This is a genomic window from Duganella sp. S19_KUP01_CR8, assembly GCF_036688705.1.
Lineage (GTDB): Bacteria > Pseudomonadota > Gammaproteobacteria > Burkholderiales > Burkholderiaceae_D > Rugamonas.
Map to the genome: position 1 here is coordinate 70,156 of NZ_JAQQPR010000012.1, position 19,556 is coordinate 89,711.

Genomic DNA, 19,556 nt, shown 5'->3' on the forward strand with positions numbered 1-19,556 from the left:
TTCATACAGGTTCTATCCCTAATTTTTCAAACAGCACGGGAGGCGACACGTAGCACATCTCCTTGGTGGCGATATCGACGGCGACCATGGTGGTGCTGGCGCGGTTCAAACGCTTGCCGGTGACGGCGTCGGTGATCAGGTAGTCGATCTTCAGGCGGTTTTCCCATTCGACGATATCTGCGCGCAGCTTGAGCGTCTGGCCGAAAGTGGCCGAGCCCACATAGCGCAGCTGCATGTCGATCACCGGCCACGAGTAGCCGGATTCCTTCATCTGCGGATAGTTATAGCCTATCTTGTCCAGCAACGCGCAGCGCACCACTTCCAGGTACTTGACGTAGCGGCCATGCCAGACGATCTCCATCGGATCCAGGTCGAAGAACTGCACCTGCATCTCGACCTCCGCGAACCAGCGGCTTTCCTTGTTAGCTCGGCGCATACAGATCCCATGCCTTGGCGCGGATGCGTTCCAGCAGCAGGCGCAGGTCCGGTTCCAGCCGGCGGTCTTCCTCGACCGGCTTGATGTCGGCGCCCAACGCTTCCTGCATCGCCGCCAGCGCTGCCTGTGGCTGCAGTTCCGGGTTGACCTGGCAACGCAGCCATACGCCTTGGCGCACGGTGATCAGCAGCGCGGCCACGACCTGCTCCGTCAGTTCCAGCACGCGCAGGCAGTCGCGCGCGGCGATGGTGCCCATGCTGACCTTGTCCTGGTTGTGGCACTCGGTCGAACGCGAGAACACCGAAGCCGGCATGGTCAGCTTGAGCGCTTCCGCCGTCCACGCCGACGCGCTGATCTGCAAGGCCTTCAGCCCGTGGTTGATCGGCGCGCGCGCGCCGGTGGCGCCGGACAGGTTGGCCGGCAGGCCGTGGTTGTAGCGGCTGTCGACCAGCAGCGCCATCTGGCGGTCCAGCAGGTCGGCCAGGTTGGCGACCGCGTTCTTCATGCCGTCCATAGCGAAAGCGATATGGCCGCCGTAGAAATGGCCGCCGTGCAGCACGCGCTCGTTGTCGGCGTCGATCAGCGGATTGTCGTTGGCGCTATTGAGTTCGTTCTCGATCGAAGAACGGAAGAACGGCATCGCGTCGGCCAGCACGCCGATCACGTGCGGCGCGCAGCGGATCGAGTAGCGGTCCTGCAGGCGCTTGCCGTTGCGTTCCCACTGGTCGGTCGGCAGGTCGCTGCGCAGCCACGCCGCCACCTGCTGCATGCCGCCGTGCGGCTTGACCGAGAACAGCACCTGGTCGAAGTGGTGGGCGTTGCCGTCCATCGCGAACGAGGCCATCGCCGTGATGCGGGTGCTCAGCCGGACCAGGTATTCGGCGCGGTCGTAGGCCATGCAGGCCAGCGCGGTCATGACGGCGGTGCCGTTCATGATCGCCAGCCCTTCCTTCGGACGCAGGCGCAGCGGCGTGATGCCGGCTTCCTGCAAGGCCTGCGCGGCCGGCACCTGTACGCCGTCGCGCCACACTTCGCGTTCGCCGCACAGCACCGCCGCCAGGTAGGACAGCGGCGTCAGGTCGCCGCTGGCGCCGACCGAGCCCTCGGATGGAATCAGCGGCAGCAAGCCGGCGTCCAGCAGGCGCGTGATTTGCAGCAGCAGCTCGACGCTGACGCCGGAATAGCCCTTGCTCAGCGACGCCAGGCGAGAAGCCAGGATGGCGCGCGTCTGCGCCGGCGTGAAGTACTCGCCCAGGCCGACGCCGTGATAGGTGTACAGGTGATGCGGCAGCTCCGCAATCAGTTCCGGCGGCACCACCACGGTGCAGGAGTCGCCGTAGCCGGTGGTGACGCCGTAGACGGTGCCGTCCTCGCGCAGCAGGCGGTCGAGGAAGTCGGCGCCGCGCGCGATGGCGGCGCGGAAGTCCGGATCGTCCGACAGCGCGGCCACGGCCCGGCCTTGCGCGATGTCGACGATGTCTTCGATCGTCAGGCGATCCCGGTCGAAGCGCACGGTACGCGGCGCGGAGTTGAGTTGGGCTAGGTCAGCGAGGTGCATCGGATTGTTCCAGTTGGGCTAAGTGCCAGAAATCGTAAAAGTTAAACCACTGTAGCGGCGCGCGCAGGCAGTAGTGCTCCAGCCGCCGTGCGTAATCGCCGGCCAGTTGCTGAAATGCGGCGTCGCGGTCCTGGCGCGGAATGCGCACGGCATCGCGGAAGGCTTCAAAATACAGCGCCGAGCGGCGCCCCTGGCGGATCGAAAACAGCAGGAACACCGGGCATTGCAGGAGGTTGGCCAGCACATACGGGCCGACCGGGAACGGCGCCGGCGCGCCCATGAAGTCGGCCAGCGCCACGCGCGGATTGTGCGAGACCGGGATGCGGTCGCCGGCGATCACCACGAACTCGCCGCGCGCCACGCGCTCGGACAACAGCATCGCGGTGGCAGGCGACATCTCCGTCACCTGCAACAAATTCAGCTGGCTCGCCGGGTTCAGGCGGGCCAGCATGCCGTTGAAGGCCTGCGCGTGCTTGGTGTGTACCAGCACCGTCAGTTTGATGTCATGGCGCCGGCGCGACAGCACGCGGCACAGCTCAAGGTTCCCCAGGTGGGCGCAGATCACCAGGCCACCGCGTCCCGCCGCCGCCGCTTCGACAATCAGGTCGCCGCCATGCACATCGACCGTATCGAGTTTGAACAAGCCGCTCCACAGCAGCATCTTGTCGAGGATACTCTCGCCGAAAGCGGCGAAGTGGCGCAGCACGCCCGGCGCGGCGGTTGAGGTGTAGCTGGCCACGCGGCGCAAATACGCCTGCGAAGCGCGGCGCGGCCGCGGCTTGCTCAGTATGTACCAACCGAGCACCGGATACAGCACCACGCGAAACGGCCAGCGGCCGAATACCCGGCAGATCCAGAACATCAGGCGCATGCCCGCCACGAAACTGATCTCGTTGATGGAGGCCCAGTGCGGATTACGCGCGGTCATCGGACCTGCCTTTTTCGCGCCAGCAGGCGGGGAATGCGCGGCAACATGCCGAAAAACAGTTTGGCGTGCATCCACGTGATCAGCACGTTGTCGCGCCACATGCGGAAGTGCGATACGCCGTCCGTCGGATAGCGGACGCGGGTCGGCAGGTTCACCACTTGCAGGCCATCCCAGAACAAGCGCACCAGGATGTCGGTATCGAAGTTCATGCGCGCACCGATGGGGGTGCGCGCCGCCAGCGCATTGACCGCCGCCACCGGATAGACGCGGAAGCCGCACATCGAATCCTTGATGTCGAACGACAGGGTATTGATCCAGACCCAGATGTGGGTGGCGTAGCGGCCGTACAGGCGCACCTTAGGCACCGACTCGTCATAGACCGGATGGCCGGCGACGATGGCGTCTGGGCGGGCGGCGGCTTGCGCAAGGAACTTCGGCACGTCGCCGGTCTCGTGCTGGCCGTCGGCGTCGATTTGCAGTACATGGGTGTAGCCCAGTTCCGCCGCGCGGCGGAAGCCGCTCAGCACAGCGACGCCTTTGCCCTGGTTCCGAGGCAGGCGCACCAGCGTTACGGAGCCGGCATGTTGTTGTGCCAGCGCGTCCAGCACGGCGGCGCAGGCGGCGCCGCTGCCGTCGTCGACCAGGATGCATGGCGCGCCGTGGCGCAGCAGCCCGTCCAGCACTGCGCCGATCGCGTGTTCGTGGTCATAGACCGGCACCACGATGCAGGGTTTGAAATCAGGCATCCGCCTCTCCCAGTATGACGCGGCCGCTGGCATGCTGCCCCGCATCGGATACATAGCGGAATTGCAGGCAGCTCTTGGCTGCGTCGTGCAGCAGCTCCAGCTGCACCGGGGTCTCCGGCTGGATCACCTGCTGGAACTTGAGCGCATTGATGCCCTTGAACTGCGGCGGCAAGTTGAAATAGTGGCGACCGTAATGGATCGCCCAGTCGACCTGCACCACGCCGGGCAGTATGGGCGCAACGTCGAAGTGGCCGTCGAAATACAGCAGGTTGGCCGGCGCGCTTACTTCCAACAGCACGCGCTGCGGTTCGCGTTCCAACTCGCGCAATTGCGGCAGGCGCGGACGACGGCCGATCGCGCCGTCGTCGTCGCCGAGCAACGCCAGCAAGGCGGCCAGCGTGGTCTTGCCCTGGGAGTTGACCGGCATCTGGTCCAGGTAGCGCCAGCGGCGCGGCAGCGCCACCGAATCCACCACAGTAGCCAGCACCGCGCGCAGACGAGCGTTGAGCGCGGCCTTGCCTTCGGCCTCCAGCAGTTCGCGGCCCGCCGGCGTCGGCACGACGAACGCCGCCAACCGCTGGCGTTCACCGGCATCCGGCTCGCACAGGACCACGCGCGCTTCGGCCGCCATGCCGCTGGCCAGCAGCGCCGCCTCCATCGCGCTCAGCGAGATGCGTTTTTCCTCGATCTTGACGATGCGGTCGCTGCGGCCCAGCAGCAGGAAGCGTTGTTCGCCGATGCGCGTGGCGCGGTCGGCCAGCGCCAGCCAGTTGTCGTCGGCCAGATGCGGCGACCGCACTTCCAGCGTGTCGTCCGCCGCGCCAAGGCGCCATGCCACGGTGGGGAAAGGCAGCCAGGCATCGTCGGCCATGCCGCCGCGCTGGCGCCATGCGACGCCGCCGGTCTCCGAGCTGCCATAGACTTCCACCGGCACGCGGCCCAGCAGAGCGCCGGCGGCCAGCGCGGTTTCCGCCGCCAGCGGACCGCCGGACGAAAACACCGCCCGCAGCATGCGCACCGCGCCGCGCCAGTCCAGATGCTCCGGCAAGCGCTTCAGGTGGGCCGGGCTGGCCACCAGCACGCACGGACCGGCGGCCATGCACGCCGCCAGTTGTTCCGGATAGGCGATGCTCAGCGCATGGATCGCGCGGCCGCTACTGAGCGGCCACAGGACCTTGAACAGCAGGCCGTAGATGTGCTGGTGCGAGACGGTCGCCAGCACGGCGGCGTCGCCGGCGGTGGCGCCGAACAGCACGTCCAGGGTTTCGACCTCGCTCGCCAGCTGCGACAATTTTTTAGGAATGGCTTGCGCCGCGCCGGTGCTGCCGGACGTGAACACGACCAGCGCCGGCAGGTCGGGCGACAAGGCGCCGCCCATCTTGGCCATCTGTGTAGCGGAGGACTCGTCGCCCGCTTCGGCGGGCTGCATCGGCCGCAGCTCCGCCGGGAACTGGCCGAGGAAACCGTCCACCGAAGCGCGCAGGGCGGCGCAGCTGGCCTCCAGCGTATCGGCGCTCAGCCAGATGGTTTTGCCGGCATGCCAGGCGCCCAGCAAGGCCGCGCCGAATTCCACGCTATCGTCCAGGTACAGGGCGAAATTGCGGCCCGCCTGGCCGCGCAGCAGCGCATGCCAGGCGCGCGCGCGCGCCAGCAGGCGGCCATTGCCGATGGCGGCGCCATCACGCCATCCGGCCACGCCGTCGACGGGCCGCGCCGCGATCGCCGCGTACAGGTTTTCGATCCGGTCAGACATGATGCAGACGCTTGAAACGCAGGCGCACCAGATACTCGGCGCCGAACAGCAATGCCATCAATCCGTATGAGATCACGCCGGTGTACAGCGACCATGCGGCCTCCGACATCCACAGCGCGGTGGCGAAGGCGATCATGCCGTTGATGACGAAGAAAACGCACCACACCTGCGTCACCTTGCGCATATAGGCTTGCGCCGGCGGCGGAAAGTCCTCGCCGCGCAGGCGCGCCATGCGCTCGACCGCCGACATCGGCGTCGCCAGGCTGTAGCCGAAGCCCGCCAGCAGCGCAGCGTTGACCAGCACCGGATACAGCTTCAACGGCAGCAGCAGATTGCTCCAGATCGCGCACGCCATCAGCACCAGCGCACCCGCCGCCGACCAGCGCGCAACCCCGCTCAGCTTCAGCGCGGGCAGGCGCGTGGCCACGGCCAGCAGCAGCAGGCCGGCCAGCCAACGCGGCTGCACTTGTCCATGTCCGAGCCAGATCGCCAGCGGATACAGCAGCGTCACCGCCACCGTCAGTATGGTCATCGGCATCGTACTTACGCCGCCGGCTCCGTCATGCCGGCCAGCGCATCGACCACGTCGCCGATGGTGCGGATGGTCTTGAACACCTCCGGCTGCAAGCGCTTGCCGGTCAGCTGCTTGAGCTTCACCGCCAGGTCGACCGCGTCGATGCTGTCGATATCCAGATCGGCGTAAAGGTTCGAATCCGCGCTCAGGTTTGCCTTATCGAGTTCAAACATCTCGACCAGCAGATCGATGACGCAGATCTGCAGCTGGTCTTTACTCATCTCGTTCAAAGCTATCATGTCCTGCCCCTTTATTTCTTTCTGTGGCTATCGATCATCGCTGCCAGCGCCTGCACCGAGGCGAAATGGCGACGGGTGTCTTCCGAATCGGCGGACAGCGAAATCCCGTACTTCTTCTGCAAGGCCACGCCCAGTTCCAGCGCGTCGATCGAGTCCAGGCCCAGGCCTTCGACGAACAGCGGCGCCGCACTATCGATATCGGCCGGCGTGATGTCCTCCAGTTGCAGCACATCGATGATCAGTTGTTTCACTTCCAGTTCAAGCATGGCTTTTGCACTTCCCGGTAAAATAATTCTGTAAAAATTCAGTCAACTGACGCGCCGCCATCACGTTGCTGGCGGCTTCCTCGTTAAAGGCGGCGATCGCCAGGTCGTCCTGGACGTCGATCCGTATCAGCACCCGGCGCGAAGGCACGCGCCACCATTTATCACCCTTGCCCAGCGTGGCCGGCTCGCAGCGGATCAGCACCGGCGTCATGTCGCGCGCGCCACGCACCGCGATATTGGCCGCGCCGCGCTTCATGCTGATCACGCCATTACCCGGCGTGCGCGTCCCTTCCGGGAACACGATCAGGTTGTTGCCGCACCGCAGAGAGGCGATGCAATCGTCCACCAGTTCCGCCCCGCCCTGGTTGCTGATATAGCCCGCCGCGCGCAGCGCCCCGCGCGTAAAGGGGTTATGCCACAACTCCCCCTTGACGATGCAATCGGCGTTCTTCACGAATGCCATCAGGAACACGGTGTCGATCAGCGTCGGATGGTTGGCCAGTATCAGCAGGCCGCCCCGGTCCAGCTTCTCCATGCCGCGCATCTGGTAGCGCAACACGCCCAGCGCGCGCATCAAATCCACATAAAAGCGGAACGCCCACCGTATCAGCGTGCGTACCGCCTTCACGCGTCTTTCCGGCTTGCGTACGACCACGCTCAGCGCCGGGAACACCAGCCCGCCCAGCAGCAGCCCCCCTACGCCAAACACCAGGAAACTCAGGCCCGTGGCGACCACCCGCCAGTAGCGCGACAGCGTGGCCGTCAACCCGTCATGCATCGCGGCTCCAGCTCCAGCGCAAGCGTCCATCGCAACGCTCCAGCCGCCGCGCGCCACGCAGCTGGAACCGTGCCACTTCCAGGCCGGCCGGCATGCCGGCCGAAGGCGGCTCGGCGCTCGCGGTCCAGTTCAACGATATCGCATCGTCCGCCGCAGGCGTCAGCAGCCACGCCCAGGCGTACGGCTGTTCTTCACAATCCTGGAACGGCGCGAACAATTCCGGCAGAGGGCTATCGCAGGCCACCAGCAGCACCTGCGGCGCGCCGTCCGCCATCAAGCCGCAAGCCTCGATGACCGCATGCTCGATGCTGGCGGCGCCGGCGGCCAGCGCCAGTTGATTGGCACGGTCGCTGCGGGCGATGCTCAGCAGCCCGGCGATGGCGTTATGCACCGACATGCTGAACGCCGTCGGCGACAAAGGCTCGCCGCGCGCCAGATCGCCCAGCAACTCCAGCGAACGCTCGGCATCGCCGTGGCGCGAGCAGAAGACCGTGGGGATGTCGGTGCGGCCGTCGAGGCATTGATAGGCGACTTCCAGCGCCATCTTACCGAGAAAGCCGGCACGGCGGCGCAGCATCGCAGGCATCGCCTTGACGCCCGGCTCGGCCCCGGCCTGTATCGTAAATGGCGCCTGCGCCCACTGCTCCCAGGCTTCGGGCGCGACCAGTCCCGGCGCCCATTCGGCATGGCGGGAGATAGAAAAACTGACACCGTTCGTACGCATGTTGTTAAATAATCCTGGGCATTGAGATGAAAAAAAGGTGCGACCTCATGCTCACATGCCGCAGAAATGCCAGCCAACGTATTTTTGAAATTATAAACGACTGTTCTTGCCGTCAAGGCAAACAAGTGAACAGTGTGCAACTACTTTCTTATTTATCTGCGCATTTTGCACAGTTAATAGCGCGAATCCTCTCCAAAGGTCGCGTTTTTTGGCAGAAGAGAGCGGGGACGGCAGAATGAAGGAATCTTGCAGGACTGTTGCAGATATGTCTCGCGGGAGGACGCGAAAGCGGGGCAAGGCCCGGACTCGCCTGGGCGGCGGTCCGGGAGGTTGACGGGGTTAGAACACCCAGAGTTTGTCGGCCGGCAGTTGCAGCCAGTATTTGCCGGCTTCCAGCTTGTACTTGGAATAGGCGCGCAAGCTCATTTCCGGTCCGCTCTCGCTCTTGAACAGGCACTCGAAGCGGTCGCCCAGGTACATGCAGGTCAGCAGCGGCAGTTCGATCGCGTTTTCCACCGGGGTCGCGCTGACCTTCACTTCCTCCACGCGGATGATGGTCGACGGCTCGCCGCCGCCGGCGCCGCGCGCGGTGCCCTGCAATGGCTTGCCGCCGATATCGAGCATCACGCGGGCGCCGTCGCGCTGCACCACCTTGGCCGGCAGGCGGTTGTTACTGCCCATGAATTCGGCGGTGAACAGTGTGTCCGGCGTTTCGTACATGCTTTGCGGCGAGCCTTGCTGCTCGATCTTGCCGTTGTTGAGCAAGAGGATGCGGTCCGAGATCGCCATCGCCTCGGCCTGGTCGTGCGTGACCATCAGCGCCGACAGGCCCAGTCGCACGATCAGCTCACGCAGGAAGGCGCGCGCTTCTTCGCGCAGCTTGGCGTCCAGGTTGGACAGCGGCTCGTCCAGCAGGATCACCGGCGGGTTGTACACCAGTGCGCGCGCGATCGCCACACGCTGCTGCTGGCCACCCGACAACTGGTGCGGGAAGCGTTCGGCCAGGTGGCCCAGGCCCAGGTTCTTCAACACGTCGCTGACTTTGTCCTTGATCTCGCTGCTGCCCATCTTGCGCAGTTTGAGGCCGTAGGCGACGTTGTCGAACACCGTCTTGTGCGGCCACAGCGCGTAGGACTGGAACACCAGGCCCAGGTTGCGGTGCTCGGCCGCCATTTCAAAGTTCTTCGCGCCGTCGAACACATTGCGGTCGCCGATGGCGATGGTGCCCTGCTTCGGGCTTTCCAGTCCGGCCACCGCGCGCAGCAGCGTGGTCTTGCCGCTGCCCGAAGGGCCCAGCAGCGCCACCACTTCGCCTTTTTGCAGGTGCATGGACACGCCCTTCAGAATCTGGTTGGCGTGGGCGCCGGTGCCGTAGTCCAGGTGCAGGTCGTTGACGGTCAGTTCGTTCATGATGAGGTCTCGTTTCATAATTTTTTATTAGTTGTGAAGCTTAACGCCAAAGCGCAGGGCCACGCCCAGGCCGATGGCCACCAGCGAAATATTGATGAACGATAGCGCCGCCACCAGGTCGGTGGAGCCGGTGGCCCACAGCGACACCAGCATCGCGCCTATCACCTCGGTGCCCGGCGACAGCAGGTACACACCGGTCGAGTACTCGCGCTCGAAGATCAGGAACACCATCAGCCACGCGCCAAGCAGGCCGTATTTGACCAGCGGGATGGTGACGTCGCGCGTCACCTGGCCGCGCGATGCGCCAACCGCGCGCGCCGCCTCTTCCAGCTCCGGGCCCACTTGTAGCAGCGCGGTGGAAATCAAACGCATGCCGTAGGCCAGCCACACCACCGAATACGCCAGCCACAGGGCGAAGATGGTCGAGCGCACCGATCGCAGCAGCGGTATCGCATGCTCGCTCAGCCACAACGCCACGCCGTTGTCCATGCCCTTCAACATGCCATCGAGCCAGCTAGGCACGAACAGGAACACCCACAGGAAGGACAGGCCGGCCAGCAGGCCAGGCACGGCGCGCGGTACCAGCACGCTGTAGTCCAGGAAGCGGGTGATGCCGTCCGGCTTGCGGTGCATGGCCAGCGCGATGGCGCAGTAGCAGATCACCGCCAGGGCGCCGCCGATCACGCCGATCAGGATGGTGTTGAGGATGCCGCGCATCAGCGCCGGCTGCTCCATGATCTCGCGGAAGTGCTGCAGGGTCAGCACGTCGCGCAGGTTGACGCCCTCGCCCCAGTACTGCACGAAGGAGCGCAACACGATGCCCGACATCGGCATGATGATGGTGAACATAAGCCAGGCGAAGATCAGCGCGAAGGCCAGCCACTTCCATTTACCGAGCGGCATGGACTTCGAGCGCGCGCCCTTGCCCTTGATCGAGACGAACTTGTTGGCCGACTTGAGCAGCCAGCGCTGTATCATCACCAGCGGCATCGTCACCATCACCAGGCAGACGGCGACGGCGGCCATCAGGTGGTAGGACGGCGTGCCCAGTTTGTTGGTCAGCTTGTACAGATAGGTCGCCAGCACCAGGTGGCCTTCCGGATCGCCCAGCACCAGCACCAGGCCGAACACCTCGAAGCCGAGGAAGAACACCAGCACGGCGGCATACGCCAGCGCCGGCGTGATCATCGGCAGCGAGACGTTGAACATCACCTGCAGCGGCGAGGCGCCGGCCACGCGGGCCGCCTCCTCGACATCGGAGCCCAGGCTTTTCAGCGCGGACGAAGCGTACAGGTAGACGTGCGGCACGTGCGTCAGGCCGGCGATCACCACGATGCTGGTGAAGGAGTAGATATTCCACGGGATGAAGCCGAGGATGTCCTTGGCCCACAGCGAGTAGAAGCCCACCGGCCCCATCGACACCACGTAGCCGAAACCCATCACCATCGGCGACACGAAGATCGGCACCAGCAGCATCGGCGCGATGAAGCCGCGACCCGGCAGGTCGGTGCGTATCATCAGGAAGGCCAGCATGCCGCCCAGCGGCACGGCGATGGCGGTCAGGCCGGCGGCCAGCAGGAAGGCGTTCTTGAACGCCACCGAGAAATCGGGATCGTCGAAGATGAAGCGGTAGGCGTCCAGGCCCAACTCCTTGACGGGCATGAAGAAAGGCGCGTTCAGGAAGCTCTGGTAGAAGATCAGCAGCAGCGGCAGGAAAATGGCGATGGCCGCCAGCGTCACCACGACGCCGCGCGTCCAGTTGATGCTGCGCCGGCCGGAGCCTGGGAGAGTGAGAGTTTGCATAGGAATTCCGTTTTCTACGTACGCGTGCGGGCGCCCAACCCGCAGATCAGCGGCAGGGGTCTGACCCCGGCGGGGTCAGACCCCGCGTCGGTTCGGGGTGCGCGGGCGGGTGAGACGTTTACTTCTTGCCTGCGGTTTCTTTCCACTGCTTGAGGAAAGCCATGCGCTTGGCCGGCCCCAGGAACTGCAGCACGATAGGATGGACCGGCACCGGCTTGACGTTGTCCTTGCCGATCATCTTGATCAGGTCCGCCGAGGTGGTTTCACCGGTGACGTCGGCGCGGATCGCGAACAGCTTGGAGTCGTTGGCGATGATGGTCTGGCCGCGGTGCGACAGCATGTAGTCCAGCCACAGCTTGGCGGCGTTGACGTTCTTGGCGGCCTTGTTGATGAACAGTACGCGCGACAGGATCAGCGTGTAATCCTTCGGCAGCACCACGCCGATCGACGGATCGGCCTTGGCGCGCACCAGCGCATAGGAACCCAGCACGTTGTAGCCGATCAGGTTCTCGCCCGACGAGATACGCTCCATCATGGTGCCGGTGGACGACTGCACGCGCACCTTGGCCTCGCCGAAGGCGTTTTCCAGTTCCAGGAACTTCGGATTCTCGCGCGCGTCCTGGGTCATGAACATGAAGCCCACGCCGGATTTCTCGATGTCGTAGGTGGTGACCTTGTCCTTGAACTTGGGCTGCGTTATCAGCTTGGCGAAGTCGGAGTGCGTCTGCGGCACTTCCTTGGCGTCCACCAGGCGCTTGTTGTAGACGATGGCGGCCGGTTCGAACGTGGTGCCGTAGGCCTGGTCGTCCCATACCGCCCAGCCGGGGATCTTGGCCGTTTCGACCGATTTGTATTTGAGCGCGTAGCCGTCGGAGGCCAGGCGCATTTGCAGGTCCATCGCGGACGACCACATCGCATCGGCGGTGTTGCCGCCGGCCGCCACTTCGGAGATGAAGCGGTTATAGACCTCGGTTGAATTCATGTCGTTGTATTCGACGGTGATGCCGGGGAACTGGGCGTTGAAGTCCTTGATCAGCGGCTGGGTGGCCTTGCTGTCGGTGGCGCCGTAGATCACCAGCTTGCCCTCTTTCTTGGCGCCGTCGATGATCTTCTGATAGTCGGCGGGATAGCCGGCCGGCACCTGCGCGAAAGCCGCGCTGGCAAACAGGGTGGCGCAGGCAGCGGCCAAGGTAGTTTTCAACATCATGATAGTCTCCGTCGTTTTATGTGTAGTGGTCATCAGCGCACCAGACCGAGTTCGGCGGCGCGCCTGCCGTAATCATCCACGGCCTTTTTTACGTATGCTGCCAGCGCGTCGCCGGTCAACCCAAACGGGAACAGACCCGACGCCGCGCGCATTTGCGCGAACTGCGGACTGGCCAGCACGCGGTCGAAGTTGGCGACCCAGTGCTGGTAATCCGCATCCGACACCTGTGGCCCCATCCAGACGCCCCGGATGATCGGCCACACCACGTCGATGCCTTGCTCGCGCGCCGTCGGCACATTCGCCAACACGCCCGGCAGGCGGTGCTCGGCCAGAATCGCCAGCACCCTGGTATTGCCGCCGGCCGCATACAGCGTCGCCTCGCTGGCGTCGCCGGATACCGCCTGCACCAGGTTGGCGTGCATGGCGGCGAAGGCTTCGCCGCCACCCTCCAGCGCCACGAAACGCAGCACCTTCGGATCGACGCCGGCGGTCCTGACCACCATCGCCATCTTCAGCCAGTCCTGGCTGCCGATGGTGCCGGACACGCCGATCAGCACCTTCTCGGGATGATCCTTCAGCGCCGCCACCAGCTGGCCCAGTGTCTTGTAGGGCGAATCGGCGCGCACCGCGATCATGCCGTAGTCGGCGCCCAGCGCCGCCACCCAGCGTACATCGGAAGACTTGGCCTTGCCGAACTTGCCCTGCGCCAGATTGAGCAGCGAGCCGCCCGAAAAAGCCACCAGCGTATTCGGCTCCGAGCGCCGCTGCGACACCAGCGAATGCCAGGCCACCGCGCCGATCCCGCCCGGCAGATAGCTGATATGCATATCCGACGGCGGCGGCTTCGGCGTGCCGCTCAAGCCCTGCAAACCCTTTTGCGCCAGTTTGCAAGTGAGGTCCATCGCACCGCCCGGCTTGGACGGCACGATGCACTCCAGGCTTGCGGCCTGCGCTGCCGCGCACAGTGTGAGCGCGGCAATCAAAGCCAGCAAAACTTTAGTCATCTTGGTAGGTATCTTAGAACGGTGAAGCTTTCAAAGCGCTTTCAGACCGCGGTATTTTTCACAAAATACCGCAGTCCATTCTCTGGCTTAGAAGCGGTGCTGCATGCCGACGGTCAGGCCGTGCTGGCTGGTGCCGAAGCCGGCGTCGTCGCGCGACAGGCCGGTCAGCTGGCCGTTCTTGGCCTTGACGTAGGCAGCCGACACATGCACGTCGGTGCGCTTGGACAGTGCGTAGCGATAGCGCGCCACGTACATGGTTGGATCGGCGTCCTTGCCGGCGGCGACGTTCTTGACGTTGAGGTGGTAGATCGCGCCGGTCAGCGTGGTCACGTCATTGGTCTTGTAGGCGATGCCGGCCCAGGTGGTGGTGCCGTCGACGTCGGCGGTGAGCGCCTTGCCGGCGACCAGCTTGTAGTCGCGGATCACGCCCCACAGTTTCAGCGGGCCGTCTTCGTAGTTCACGCCCAGGTGCCAGACGGTGTTCTTGTCGCGCGCGCCGGTGGCTGGAACGGTGTTGCCGTTGTTGCGCTCCCAGGTGGCCATCAGGTTCGCGCCGCCAAGCTTGTAGGCGCCGGTGAAGCCGTATTTGGCGCTGTCCTGCGCGCCGGTGGCCTGCTCGCCCGCGGCGTAGTTGGCGCCGAACTTGAAGTCGCCGGTGGAGCCGGAGTATTTGATCAGGTTGTCGTAGGCGGTGGTGAAGCCGTATTTGCTAGGACCGGTGGCCGGACCCGAGGTCGCCCACGAGTAGTAAGGCGCAAAGCCCATCGGATCGTAGGCGATCACGGTGTCGTACACGCTGCTGAACGAGCGGCCGATGACCACGCGGCCGAAAGCGCCTTCCAGGCCGACGGTAGCCTGGCGCTTGAACAGAACGCCGTCCTGCGCGCCGGTGTCCATCAGGATGCCGCCTTCCAGGTTGAAGACGGCTTTCAGTCCACCGCCGAGGTCTTCGGTGCCACGCAGGCCCCAACGCGAAGTGTTCATGCCGCCCGAGATAACGCTGGTCTGGCTGCCGCCAGTGGCTGACTTGTTGTTGGCGGTTTCAACGCCGACGTCCAGCAAACCATAGACCTGCACGTTAGATTGGGCGTGAGCGGCGCCGCCAGCGGCTGCCGCGAGTGCCATGATAGCGAGGGTCAACGAGGTTTTTTTCATGTAGGTCTCCAGAGGGATATAGTTATTTGTGGCTGCTGATTTTTACAATCAGGCTGTCACTATAGGAGTCACTTCCTTTCAATTACCTTTCACTGCCATTTCAGTATGGATTCCTGTCGTCCATGCACCACAAATCAGGCAAGGGCTTCCCTTTTGGGGCCGCTGAGACCATGATTCTGGCCTTACACTGAACTTATTTCATATGGTTGGCAAGAATTTATGCGTATTCTGTTAGTTGAAGACCACACCGAGTTATCACATTGGCTGTCCAAAGCCCTGCGCGACGCCAACCTGACGGTGGAATGTGCCGACAACGGCGCCGATGCTGACGCCCTGCTGCACACTCAGGACTACGCCCTGCTGATCCTCGACCTGACCTTGCCGCGCATGGACGGCCTGGAAGTGCTCAAGCGCCTGCGCGCGCGCGGCGGACCGCGCGGCCAGACTCCCGTGTTGATACTGACCGCGCGCGGTGGCCTGGAAGACCGCGTGCAGGGCCTGAACCTGGGCGCCGACGATTACCTGGCCAAGCCCTTCGAACTGGCCGAACTGGAGGCGCGCGTGAAGGCGCTGCTGCGCCGCAGCGTCGGCAACGAGGCGCTGGTGCACAGCTGCGGTGCGCTCAGTTTCGACACCGTCACCCGCATGTTCAGCTACGCCGGCGCCCCGCTGGCGCTGACCCCGCGCGAACACGCGGTGCTGGAGACGCTGATCACGCGCTCCGGCCGCGCCGTCTCCAAGGAGAAGCTGTTCGACGAAGTGTTCGCGCTGGCGGACGACGCCAACCTCGATGCGATCGAGCTGTATATCCACCGCGTGCGCAAGAAACTCGACATCGCCGCGCCTGATGCCGCCGTCATCACCACGCTGCGCGGCATCGGCTACCTGCTGCAACCACGGCCCGCCGCCGCTCCCGCCCCTGCGCCGGCCGGCGGCGCCAAGGGCGGCTGACGTTGAACGAGGCGCCGCGCCCCATGCCGCTGCTGGGCCGACTGGCGCGCCGCTTCGGTCCGGGCGCGCAGCTGGGCAGCCTGCGCGGCCAGTTGCTGCGCTGGCTGCTGGGTCCCTTGCTGGTGCTGGTGGCGCTGAACACCCTGTCGGTCTACCACAACGCGCTGGACGCTGCCGACGTGGCCTACGACCGTTCGCTGCTGGCCTCCACGCGCGCGCTGGCGGAACGCGTCTCCATCGTCGACGGCAAGGTGGTGGCGGACGTGCCCTACGTGGCGCTGGACAGCTTCGAGACCGATACGCTGGGCCGCATCTACTACAAGGTCACCGGCATCACCGGCGAGACCGTGTCCGGCTACGCCGACCTGCCGCCGGTGCCGGCCAACGTGCCGCGTTCGGAGGCCTATCCGGCGCTGGTGCGCTTCTATCACGCCAACTACAACGGCCAGCCGGTGCGCATCGCCGCGCTGCTGCAGCCGGTGTACGACGATTCGATGCGCGGCATCGCGCTGATCCAGGTCGGCGAAACGCTGGAGGCGCGGCGCGGCCTGTCCAACCAGATCCTGCTCGACACGCTGATCTGGCAAGCCTTGCTGCTGCTGGCGGTGGCGCTGCTGGTGTGGATCGCGGTGCGGCTGGTGCTGCAACCGCTGATGCGGTTGAAGATCGCGGTGGAGACGCGCAGCCTGAATGATTCGTCCGACGTCGATCCGACGCTGGTGCACAAGGAAGTGCGGCCGCTGGTGGCGGCGATGAACAGTTCGCGTTCACGCTTGCAGATCCTGATCAGCAGCCAGCGCCGCTTCATCGCCGACGCTTCGCACCAGCTGCGCACACCGCTGACGGTGTTGAAGACCCAGGCCGAACTGGCGCTGCGCGAATGCGACCGTCCCGGCGTCGATCCGCAGGCCACGCGGACGGCATTGCGCGAAATCGTCCACAGCATCGCCGCCACCACCGATTCGACGGTCAACCTGGCCAACCGCCTGCTGACGTTGGCGCGCATCGAACATGGCGGCGACGCCGATGGCGCGGCGGCCCAGTCGGAACCTGCCTCGCTGCGCGACATCGCGCGCCAGGTCGGGCTGGAGATGGCGATGGCGGCGGTGGCCAAGCAGATCGACCTGGCGCTGGAGGCGGACAGCGAATGCGTGGTCCAGGGCCAGGCCTTGCTGCTGCACGAGATGATCGCCAACCTGGCCGACAACGCCTTGCGCTACACGCCGCAGGGCGGCACGGTGACGCTGCGGGTGCGGCCCGGTACGGGCGCGGACGGCGTGGTGCTGGAAGTGGAAGACAGCGGCCACGGCATCGCCGCCGCCGAGCGTGAACGGGTATTCGCGCCCTTCTACCGCGCCGCCGCGACGCTGGAGCGCAATCCGGGCGGCGCCGGCCTGGGCCTGGCCATCGTGCGCGACATCGCCACCCTGCACGGCGCCAGCATCACGCTGGACGACGCCAGCAGCGGCCAGGGCCTGAAAGTCACGGTAACCTTCCCCCGCACCTGACCCGGCCCACCGCCGCTGCGGTAAAATACGCTCCTATCGCATCAGCGTCCCAGCACCACACCAAGGAATAAGTACATGATCACCAAAGAAGACATGGTCGAGCTGTTTGCCGACATGAAGCAGAACGCACCGTGGGATATTTCGAAGCCGCTGTTGTGGGGCTATTTTTTTGCCGACGCGACCAAGGCCAAACTGGAAGGCGTCTCGGCGCTGCTGAAGGCCCAGGGCTATCAGATCGTCGGCATCTACGATTCCAAGCCGGAAGCTAGCGTGCCCGCGCTGTGGTGGCTGCACGTTGAAAAAGTCGAGCACCACACCGCCGATACGCTGCACGTCCGCAACCAGGAGTTCTACAAGTTCGCCGAAGAACACCAGCTCGAATCCTACGACGGCATGGACGTCGGTCCCGCCGCCTGATTACAGCAAGGCCGCCAGCGCCGGATGGCGCTTGGTGGCCTCGAACTCCGTCACCTGATAGCTGGCGATCCCGTTCTGCGCGAACGGGTCCTGCGCCAGCAAGCCGTCGAGCTCCGCGCGCGACAGGCGTCCACTCACGATAATCACACCGCCGTCGCGCGGATTTTTGGGACCCGATGCCAGAAACATCTCGCGCGCATACTGCTCGTCGAGGAAGGCGCGATGTGCGGCAAGGTGCACCTCTATTTCCGCCAGCGGTTTCAGATAAGTCAGATTCACGATGTACATGGTCAGGAAGCCTCAATTGGAAACCTGGGCATCATATATCACTGAGCCAGTGCCTGCTCGGCCCTCACCAGGTTTTTCCGGTAGCCCTCCATGGCCTGTGGACTCTTGTCACCGGCCGCGCCCAGCGCGACCGCCTGCTGGAACTGCGCCTTGGCCTGCAAGGGCTGCTTCAGTTCGAGCAGCAGCTCGCCGTAACTGTCATGCGCATTGGCTGATGCCGGGAAGGTGTCGGCGTTGAATTTCATGACCAGCGCCGCGAGCTGCGGCTGCTTGCGCTTGCCCAGCATCATGTAACCGACGCCGTTGATTTCGTTCTCGCCAAAGCGGCTTTCCTTCAGCGCGCCGTCGACCAGCTGCCCCGCTTCGCCGCCGCGCTGCGCCTGCAGCAGGACGAGCGCGCGGTCCAAAGCGTTCAACAGGTTTTCCTGCGCCAGCTTGTGGGCACGGCGCTGTTCCCGCGCCGTGGCGCCGGCCATCACCTGCTGGATGGCGCCGGCCACCAGCGCCGGTTCCTCCAGATGGATGTTGTGCCCGCTATTGGCCGTGACGACATGGCTGCCGGACGAAAACTGCAGGAATAATTGCTCGTGCAGCGAGCGCCACACCGCTACCGCAGGCACCGTGTGCATGAAGAACTCCGGCTGCTCGCGCACCATGGTCGAGGTCAGGACCACGGCCGGCACATCCGGCAAACGCGGCGCGGGCTGCAGGCTGGCGGCGCTGAAGGCATCATCCACCAGCTTGCTCTCCGCCTTCAACGGCGCGGGCGTCAGCGAGTCGAGGTATTGCTGGTCTTGCGCAACCTTGGCAGCGTCGAGCTTCTTGAGCTCGGTGTCGAAACGTTCCATGCTGGGATCGACAAACACCATGCCAGCGACCTGCTCCGGATGGCGCTGGGCGAACAGGCGTATCAAATAGCCGCCATAGGAATGGCCGACCAGGATGTACGGCGGCGACAGGTGCGCGGCCTCGATCACCTGCTCGAACTCGGCGCTGCTGCGTTGCGGCGTGCGCGCTTCGGGGCGCGCATCGGATTTGCCGATGCCGGCACGCGAATAGACAAACACCTTGGCCGACTTGGCGATTTCCGGCGCTACTTTTCTCCACACCGACAGGTCGCTGGCGAAACCCGCTTCGAAGATGACGGTGTAGGGGCCGCTGCCCGCGCTGGCCGCGTCCACGTGATAGCTACCGACATTGACGCCATCCTGGCCGGCGGCCACGGCGGACGCCATCACGCAAGCGGACATCAACGCCACTGCGGCAATTTTCCCGGAAAACAGCTGTTTCAATCGACACTCCTTGTACGCGGTTGGCAAACTTGGTTAATATACAAGTCTACCGTACATTGGTGCACAATCGAAACATATTGAGGAACGTTCCATGCAACTCAGCCAGCGCATGCAAGCCGTGTTTCTGATGAACGCCGCCGTGCTCATCACCCATCAGATCGACGCCGCCTACTGGCACGAGTGGGAACTGTTCCATCTCCCCGGTGGCAACCAGCTCAACCTGTTGCTGAACTTGCCGATCATCGCGTTGGTGCTGTATGCGCAAGGCCAAGTCCGGGCCAATTCCAGTCTCGCGCAACGCTGCTACCAGTTGATGATCTTCCTGGGTTTTCTCACCGTGGCGATCCACTCGGCGTTCTTCGCCTTCGGTGCGGAAGCGTTCATGCAGCCGATGTCGATCGCCTTGCTGGCCGCGACAGCCATCCTGTCGATCGGCCAGCTGCTTCTGCTGCGCGGCGAAGCTACAGAGTGCGCAGCGCCACCGCAGGCGCCAGCCGGCTCGCCCTGAGGCTGCCGCTG

General features: G+C 64.6%; 21 protein-coding genes. 4 read left to right on the forward strand and 17 right to left on the reverse strand.

The genetic code is table 11. The features are described from left to right. Position 1: 1 nt before the first annotated feature. From V6M89_RS13840 to V6M89_RS13910, 15 genes are all read right to left on the reverse strand, one after another. Entirely contained in the window at positions 2 to 436 is a 435-nt protein-coding gene (locus V6M89_RS13840) for an acyl-CoA thioesterase (RefSeq protein ID WP_332853712.1), read from the reverse strand. Then, the gene (locus V6M89_RS13845; RefSeq protein WP_332853713.1) at positions 423 to 1,994 is read right to left on the reverse strand and encodes an HAL/PAL/TAL family ammonia-lyase; all 1,572 of its coding nucleotides are present in this window, start codon (positions 1,992 to 1,994) and stop codon (positions 423 to 425) included. The genes V6M89_RS13840 and V6M89_RS13845 overlap by 14 nt, the downstream gene beginning before the upstream one ends. Continuing rightward, a complete protein-coding gene (locus V6M89_RS13850; RefSeq protein ID WP_332853714.1) occupies positions 1,981 to 2,922 on the reverse strand; it encodes an LpxL/LpxP family acyltransferase in 942 nt (313 codons plus the stop codon). Before V6M89_RS13850 ends, V6M89_RS13845 begins: the two co-directional genes overlap by 14 nt. Further along, complete coding sequence (locus V6M89_RS13855; protein WP_332853715.1) at positions 2,919 to 3,668, reverse strand: glycosyltransferase family 2 protein; 750 nt, start codon at positions 3,666 to 3,668, stop codon at positions 2,919 to 2,921. The genes V6M89_RS13850 and V6M89_RS13855 overlap by 4 nt, the downstream gene beginning before the upstream one ends. Beyond that, the gene (locus V6M89_RS13860) at positions 3,661 to 5,421 is read right to left on the reverse strand and encodes an AMP-binding protein (RefSeq protein ID WP_332853716.1); all 1,761 of its coding nucleotides are present in this window, start codon (positions 5,419 to 5,421) and stop codon (positions 3,661 to 3,663) included. Before V6M89_RS13860 ends, V6M89_RS13855 begins: the two co-directional genes overlap by 8 nt. Beyond that, a complete protein-coding gene (locus tag V6M89_RS13865; RefSeq protein ID WP_332853717.1) occupies positions 5,414 to 5,959 on the reverse strand; it encodes a hypothetical protein in 546 nt (181 codons plus the stop codon). The genes V6M89_RS13860 and V6M89_RS13865 overlap by 8 nt, the downstream gene beginning before the upstream one ends. Before the next feature lie 5 nt (positions 5,960 to 5,964). After that, positions 5,965 to 6,234 carry an acyl carrier protein gene (locus tag V6M89_RS13870; RefSeq protein WP_332853718.1) on the reverse strand — a complete coding sequence of 90 codons (270 nt, stop codon included), beginning with the start codon at positions 6,232 to 6,234 and terminating at the stop codon, positions 5,965 to 5,967. Positions 6,235 to 6,245: 11 nt separating this feature from the next. After that, complete coding sequence (locus tag V6M89_RS13875) at positions 6,246 to 6,500, reverse strand: phosphopantetheine-binding protein (RefSeq protein WP_332853719.1); 255 nt, start codon at positions 6,498 to 6,500, stop codon at positions 6,246 to 6,248. After that, positions 6,493 to 7,278 carry a lysophospholipid acyltransferase family protein gene (locus tag V6M89_RS13880; protein WP_332853720.1) on the reverse strand — a complete coding sequence of 262 codons (786 nt, stop codon included), beginning with the start codon at positions 7,276 to 7,278 and terminating at the stop codon, positions 6,493 to 6,495. Before V6M89_RS13880 ends, V6M89_RS13875 begins: the two co-directional genes overlap by 8 nt. Continuing rightward, a complete protein-coding gene (locus V6M89_RS13885) occupies positions 7,271 to 8,002 on the reverse strand; it encodes a beta-ketoacyl synthase chain length factor (RefSeq protein WP_332853721.1) in 732 nt (243 codons plus the stop codon). The genes V6M89_RS13880 and V6M89_RS13885 overlap by 8 nt, the downstream gene beginning before the upstream one ends. Positions 8,003 to 8,341: 339 nt before the next feature. Then, positions 8,342 to 9,412, reverse strand: a complete 1,071-nt coding sequence (locus V6M89_RS13890) for an ABC transporter ATP-binding protein (RefSeq protein WP_332853722.1) — start codon at positions 9,410 to 9,412, stop codon at positions 8,342 to 8,344. A gap of 27 nt (positions 9,413 to 9,439) precedes the next feature. Further along, entirely contained in the window at positions 9,440 to 11,215 is a 1,776-nt protein-coding gene (locus V6M89_RS13895) for an ABC transporter permease (RefSeq protein ID WP_332853723.1), read from the reverse strand. A gap of 118 nt (positions 11,216 to 11,333) precedes the next feature. Next, positions 11,334 to 12,422 carry an ABC transporter substrate-binding protein gene (locus V6M89_RS13900; RefSeq protein ID WP_332853724.1) on the reverse strand — a complete coding sequence of 363 codons (1,089 nt, stop codon included), beginning with the start codon at positions 12,420 to 12,422 and terminating at the stop codon, positions 11,334 to 11,336. Positions 12,423 to 12,454: 32 nt separating this feature from the next. Then, positions 12,455 to 13,426 (reverse strand): Bug family tripartite tricarboxylate transporter substrate binding protein, encoded by a 972-nt coding sequence (locus V6M89_RS13905; protein ID WP_332853725.1) that lies wholly within the window; start codon positions 13,424 to 13,426, stop codon positions 12,455 to 12,457. An 87-nt stretch (positions 13,427 to 13,513) separates the two neighbouring features. Beyond that, the gene (locus V6M89_RS13910; RefSeq protein ID WP_332853726.1) at positions 13,514 to 14,581 is read right to left on the reverse strand and encodes a porin; all 1,068 of its coding nucleotides are present in this window, start codon (positions 14,579 to 14,581) and stop codon (positions 13,514 to 13,516) included. A gap of 219 nt (positions 14,582 to 14,800) precedes the next feature. On the opposite strand from V6M89_RS13910, the gene V6M89_RS13915 reads away from it, so the two are divergent. The 3 genes from V6M89_RS13915 (at position 14,801) to V6M89_RS13925 (ending at position 17,457) form a co-directional block, all read left to right on the forward strand. Next, positions 14,801 to 15,532: a response regulator gene (locus V6M89_RS13915; RefSeq protein ID WP_332853727.1), complete on the forward strand. Its 732-nt coding sequence runs from the start codon at positions 14,801 to 14,803 to the stop codon at positions 15,530 to 15,532. 23 nt (positions 15,533 to 15,555) lie between these two features. Continuing rightward, the gene (locus V6M89_RS13920) at positions 15,556 to 17,040 is read left to right on the forward strand and encodes a sensor histidine kinase (RefSeq protein WP_332853728.1); all 1,485 of its coding nucleotides are present in this window, start codon (positions 15,556 to 15,558) and stop codon (positions 17,038 to 17,040) included. 75 nt (positions 17,041 to 17,115) lie between these two features. Beyond that, on the forward strand, positions 17,116 to 17,457 hold the full coding sequence (locus V6M89_RS13925; protein ID WP_332853729.1) for a ribonuclease E inhibitor RraB: 342 nt from the start codon (positions 17,116 to 17,118) through the stop codon (positions 17,455 to 17,457). Here the strand turns inward: V6M89_RS13925 and V6M89_RS13930 are convergent, their stop codons facing one another. After that, entirely contained in the window at positions 17,458 to 17,745 is a 288-nt protein-coding gene (locus V6M89_RS13930) for a YciI family protein (protein WP_332853730.1), read from the reverse strand. Between the two features lie 38 nt (positions 17,746 to 17,783). Continuing rightward, positions 17,784 to 19,037 (reverse strand): alpha/beta fold hydrolase, encoded by a 1,254-nt coding sequence (locus tag V6M89_RS13935; RefSeq protein WP_332853731.1) that lies wholly within the window; start codon positions 19,035 to 19,037, stop codon positions 17,784 to 17,786. 91 nt (positions 19,038 to 19,128) lie between these two features. Here V6M89_RS13935 and V6M89_RS13940 point away from each other — a divergent pair, with 91 nt between their 5' ends. Continuing rightward, a complete protein-coding gene (locus V6M89_RS13940) occupies positions 19,129 to 19,545 on the forward strand; it encodes a DUF6713 family protein (RefSeq protein WP_332853732.1) in 417 nt (138 codons plus the stop codon). Positions 19,546 to 19,556 lie beyond the last annotated feature (11 nt).

Excerpts from the sequence above, each read along its gene's own strand:
- V6M89_RS13840 (WP_332853712.1), bottom strand. The coding sequence starts at position 436 with ATGCGCCGAGCTAACAAGGAAAGCCGCTGGTTCGCGGAGGTCGAGATG.
- V6M89_RS13845 (WP_332853713.1), bottom strand. The coding sequence starts at position 1,994 with ATGCACCTCGCTGACCTAGCCCAACTCAACTCCGCGCCGCGTACCGTG.
- V6M89_RS13850 (WP_332853714.1), bottom strand. The coding sequence starts at position 2,922 with ATGACCGCGCGTAATCCGCACTGGGCCTCCATCAACGAGATCAGTTTC.
- V6M89_RS13855 (WP_332853715.1), bottom strand. The coding sequence starts at position 3,668 with ATGCCTGATTTCAAACCCTGCATCGTGGTGCCGGTCTATGACCACGAA.
- V6M89_RS13860 (WP_332853716.1), bottom strand. The coding sequence starts at position 5,421 with ATGTCTGACCGGATCGAAAACCTGTACGCGGCGATCGCGGCGCGGCCC.
- V6M89_RS13865 (WP_332853717.1), bottom strand. The coding sequence starts at position 5,959 with ATGCCGATGACCATACTGACGGTGGCGGTGACGCTGCTGTATCCGCTG.
- V6M89_RS13870 (WP_332853718.1), bottom strand. The coding sequence starts at position 6,234 with ATGATAGCTTTGAACGAGATGAGTAAAGACCAGCTGCAGATCTGCGTC.
- V6M89_RS13875 (WP_332853719.1), bottom strand. The coding sequence starts at position 6,500 with ATGCTTGAACTGGAAGTGAAACAACTGATCATCGATGTGCTGCAACTG.
- V6M89_RS13880 (WP_332853720.1), bottom strand. The coding sequence starts at position 7,278 with ATGCATGACGGGTTGACGGCCACGCTGTCGCGCTACTGGCGGGTGGTC.
- V6M89_RS13885 (WP_332853721.1), bottom strand. The coding sequence starts at position 8,002 with ATGCGTACGAACGGTGTCAGTTTTTCTATCTCCCGCCATGCCGAATGG.
- V6M89_RS13890 (WP_332853722.1), bottom strand. The coding sequence starts at position 9,412 with ATGAACGAACTGACCGTCAACGACCTGCACCTGGACTACGGCACCGGC.
- V6M89_RS13895 (WP_332853723.1), bottom strand. The coding sequence starts at position 11,215 with ATGCAAACTCTCACTCTCCCAGGCTCCGGCCGGCGCAGCATCAACTGG.
- V6M89_RS13900 (WP_332853724.1), bottom strand. The coding sequence starts at position 12,422 with ATGATGTTGAAAACTACCTTGGCCGCTGCCTGCGCCACCCTGTTTGCC.
- V6M89_RS13905 (WP_332853725.1), bottom strand. The coding sequence starts at position 13,426 with ATGACTAAAGTTTTGCTGGCTTTGATTGCCGCGCTCACACTGTGCGCG.
- V6M89_RS13910 (WP_332853726.1), bottom strand. The coding sequence starts at position 14,581 with ATGAAAAAAACCTCGTTGACCCTCGCTATCATGGCACTCGCGGCAGCC.
- V6M89_RS13915 (WP_332853727.1), top strand. The coding sequence starts at position 14,801 with ATGCGTATTCTGTTAGTTGAAGACCACACCGAGTTATCACATTGGCTG.
- V6M89_RS13920 (WP_332853728.1), top strand. The coding sequence starts at position 15,556 with ATGCCGCTGCTGGGCCGACTGGCGCGCCGCTTCGGTCCGGGCGCGCAG.
- V6M89_RS13925 (WP_332853729.1), top strand. The coding sequence starts at position 17,116 with ATGATCACCAAAGAAGACATGGTCGAGCTGTTTGCCGACATGAAGCAG.
- V6M89_RS13930 (WP_332853730.1), bottom strand. The coding sequence starts at position 17,745 with ATGTACATCGTGAATCTGACTTATCTGAAACCGCTGGCGGAAATAGAG.
- V6M89_RS13940 (WP_332853732.1), top strand. The coding sequence starts at position 19,129 with ATGCAACTCAGCCAGCGCATGCAAGCCGTGTTTCTGATGAACGCCGCC.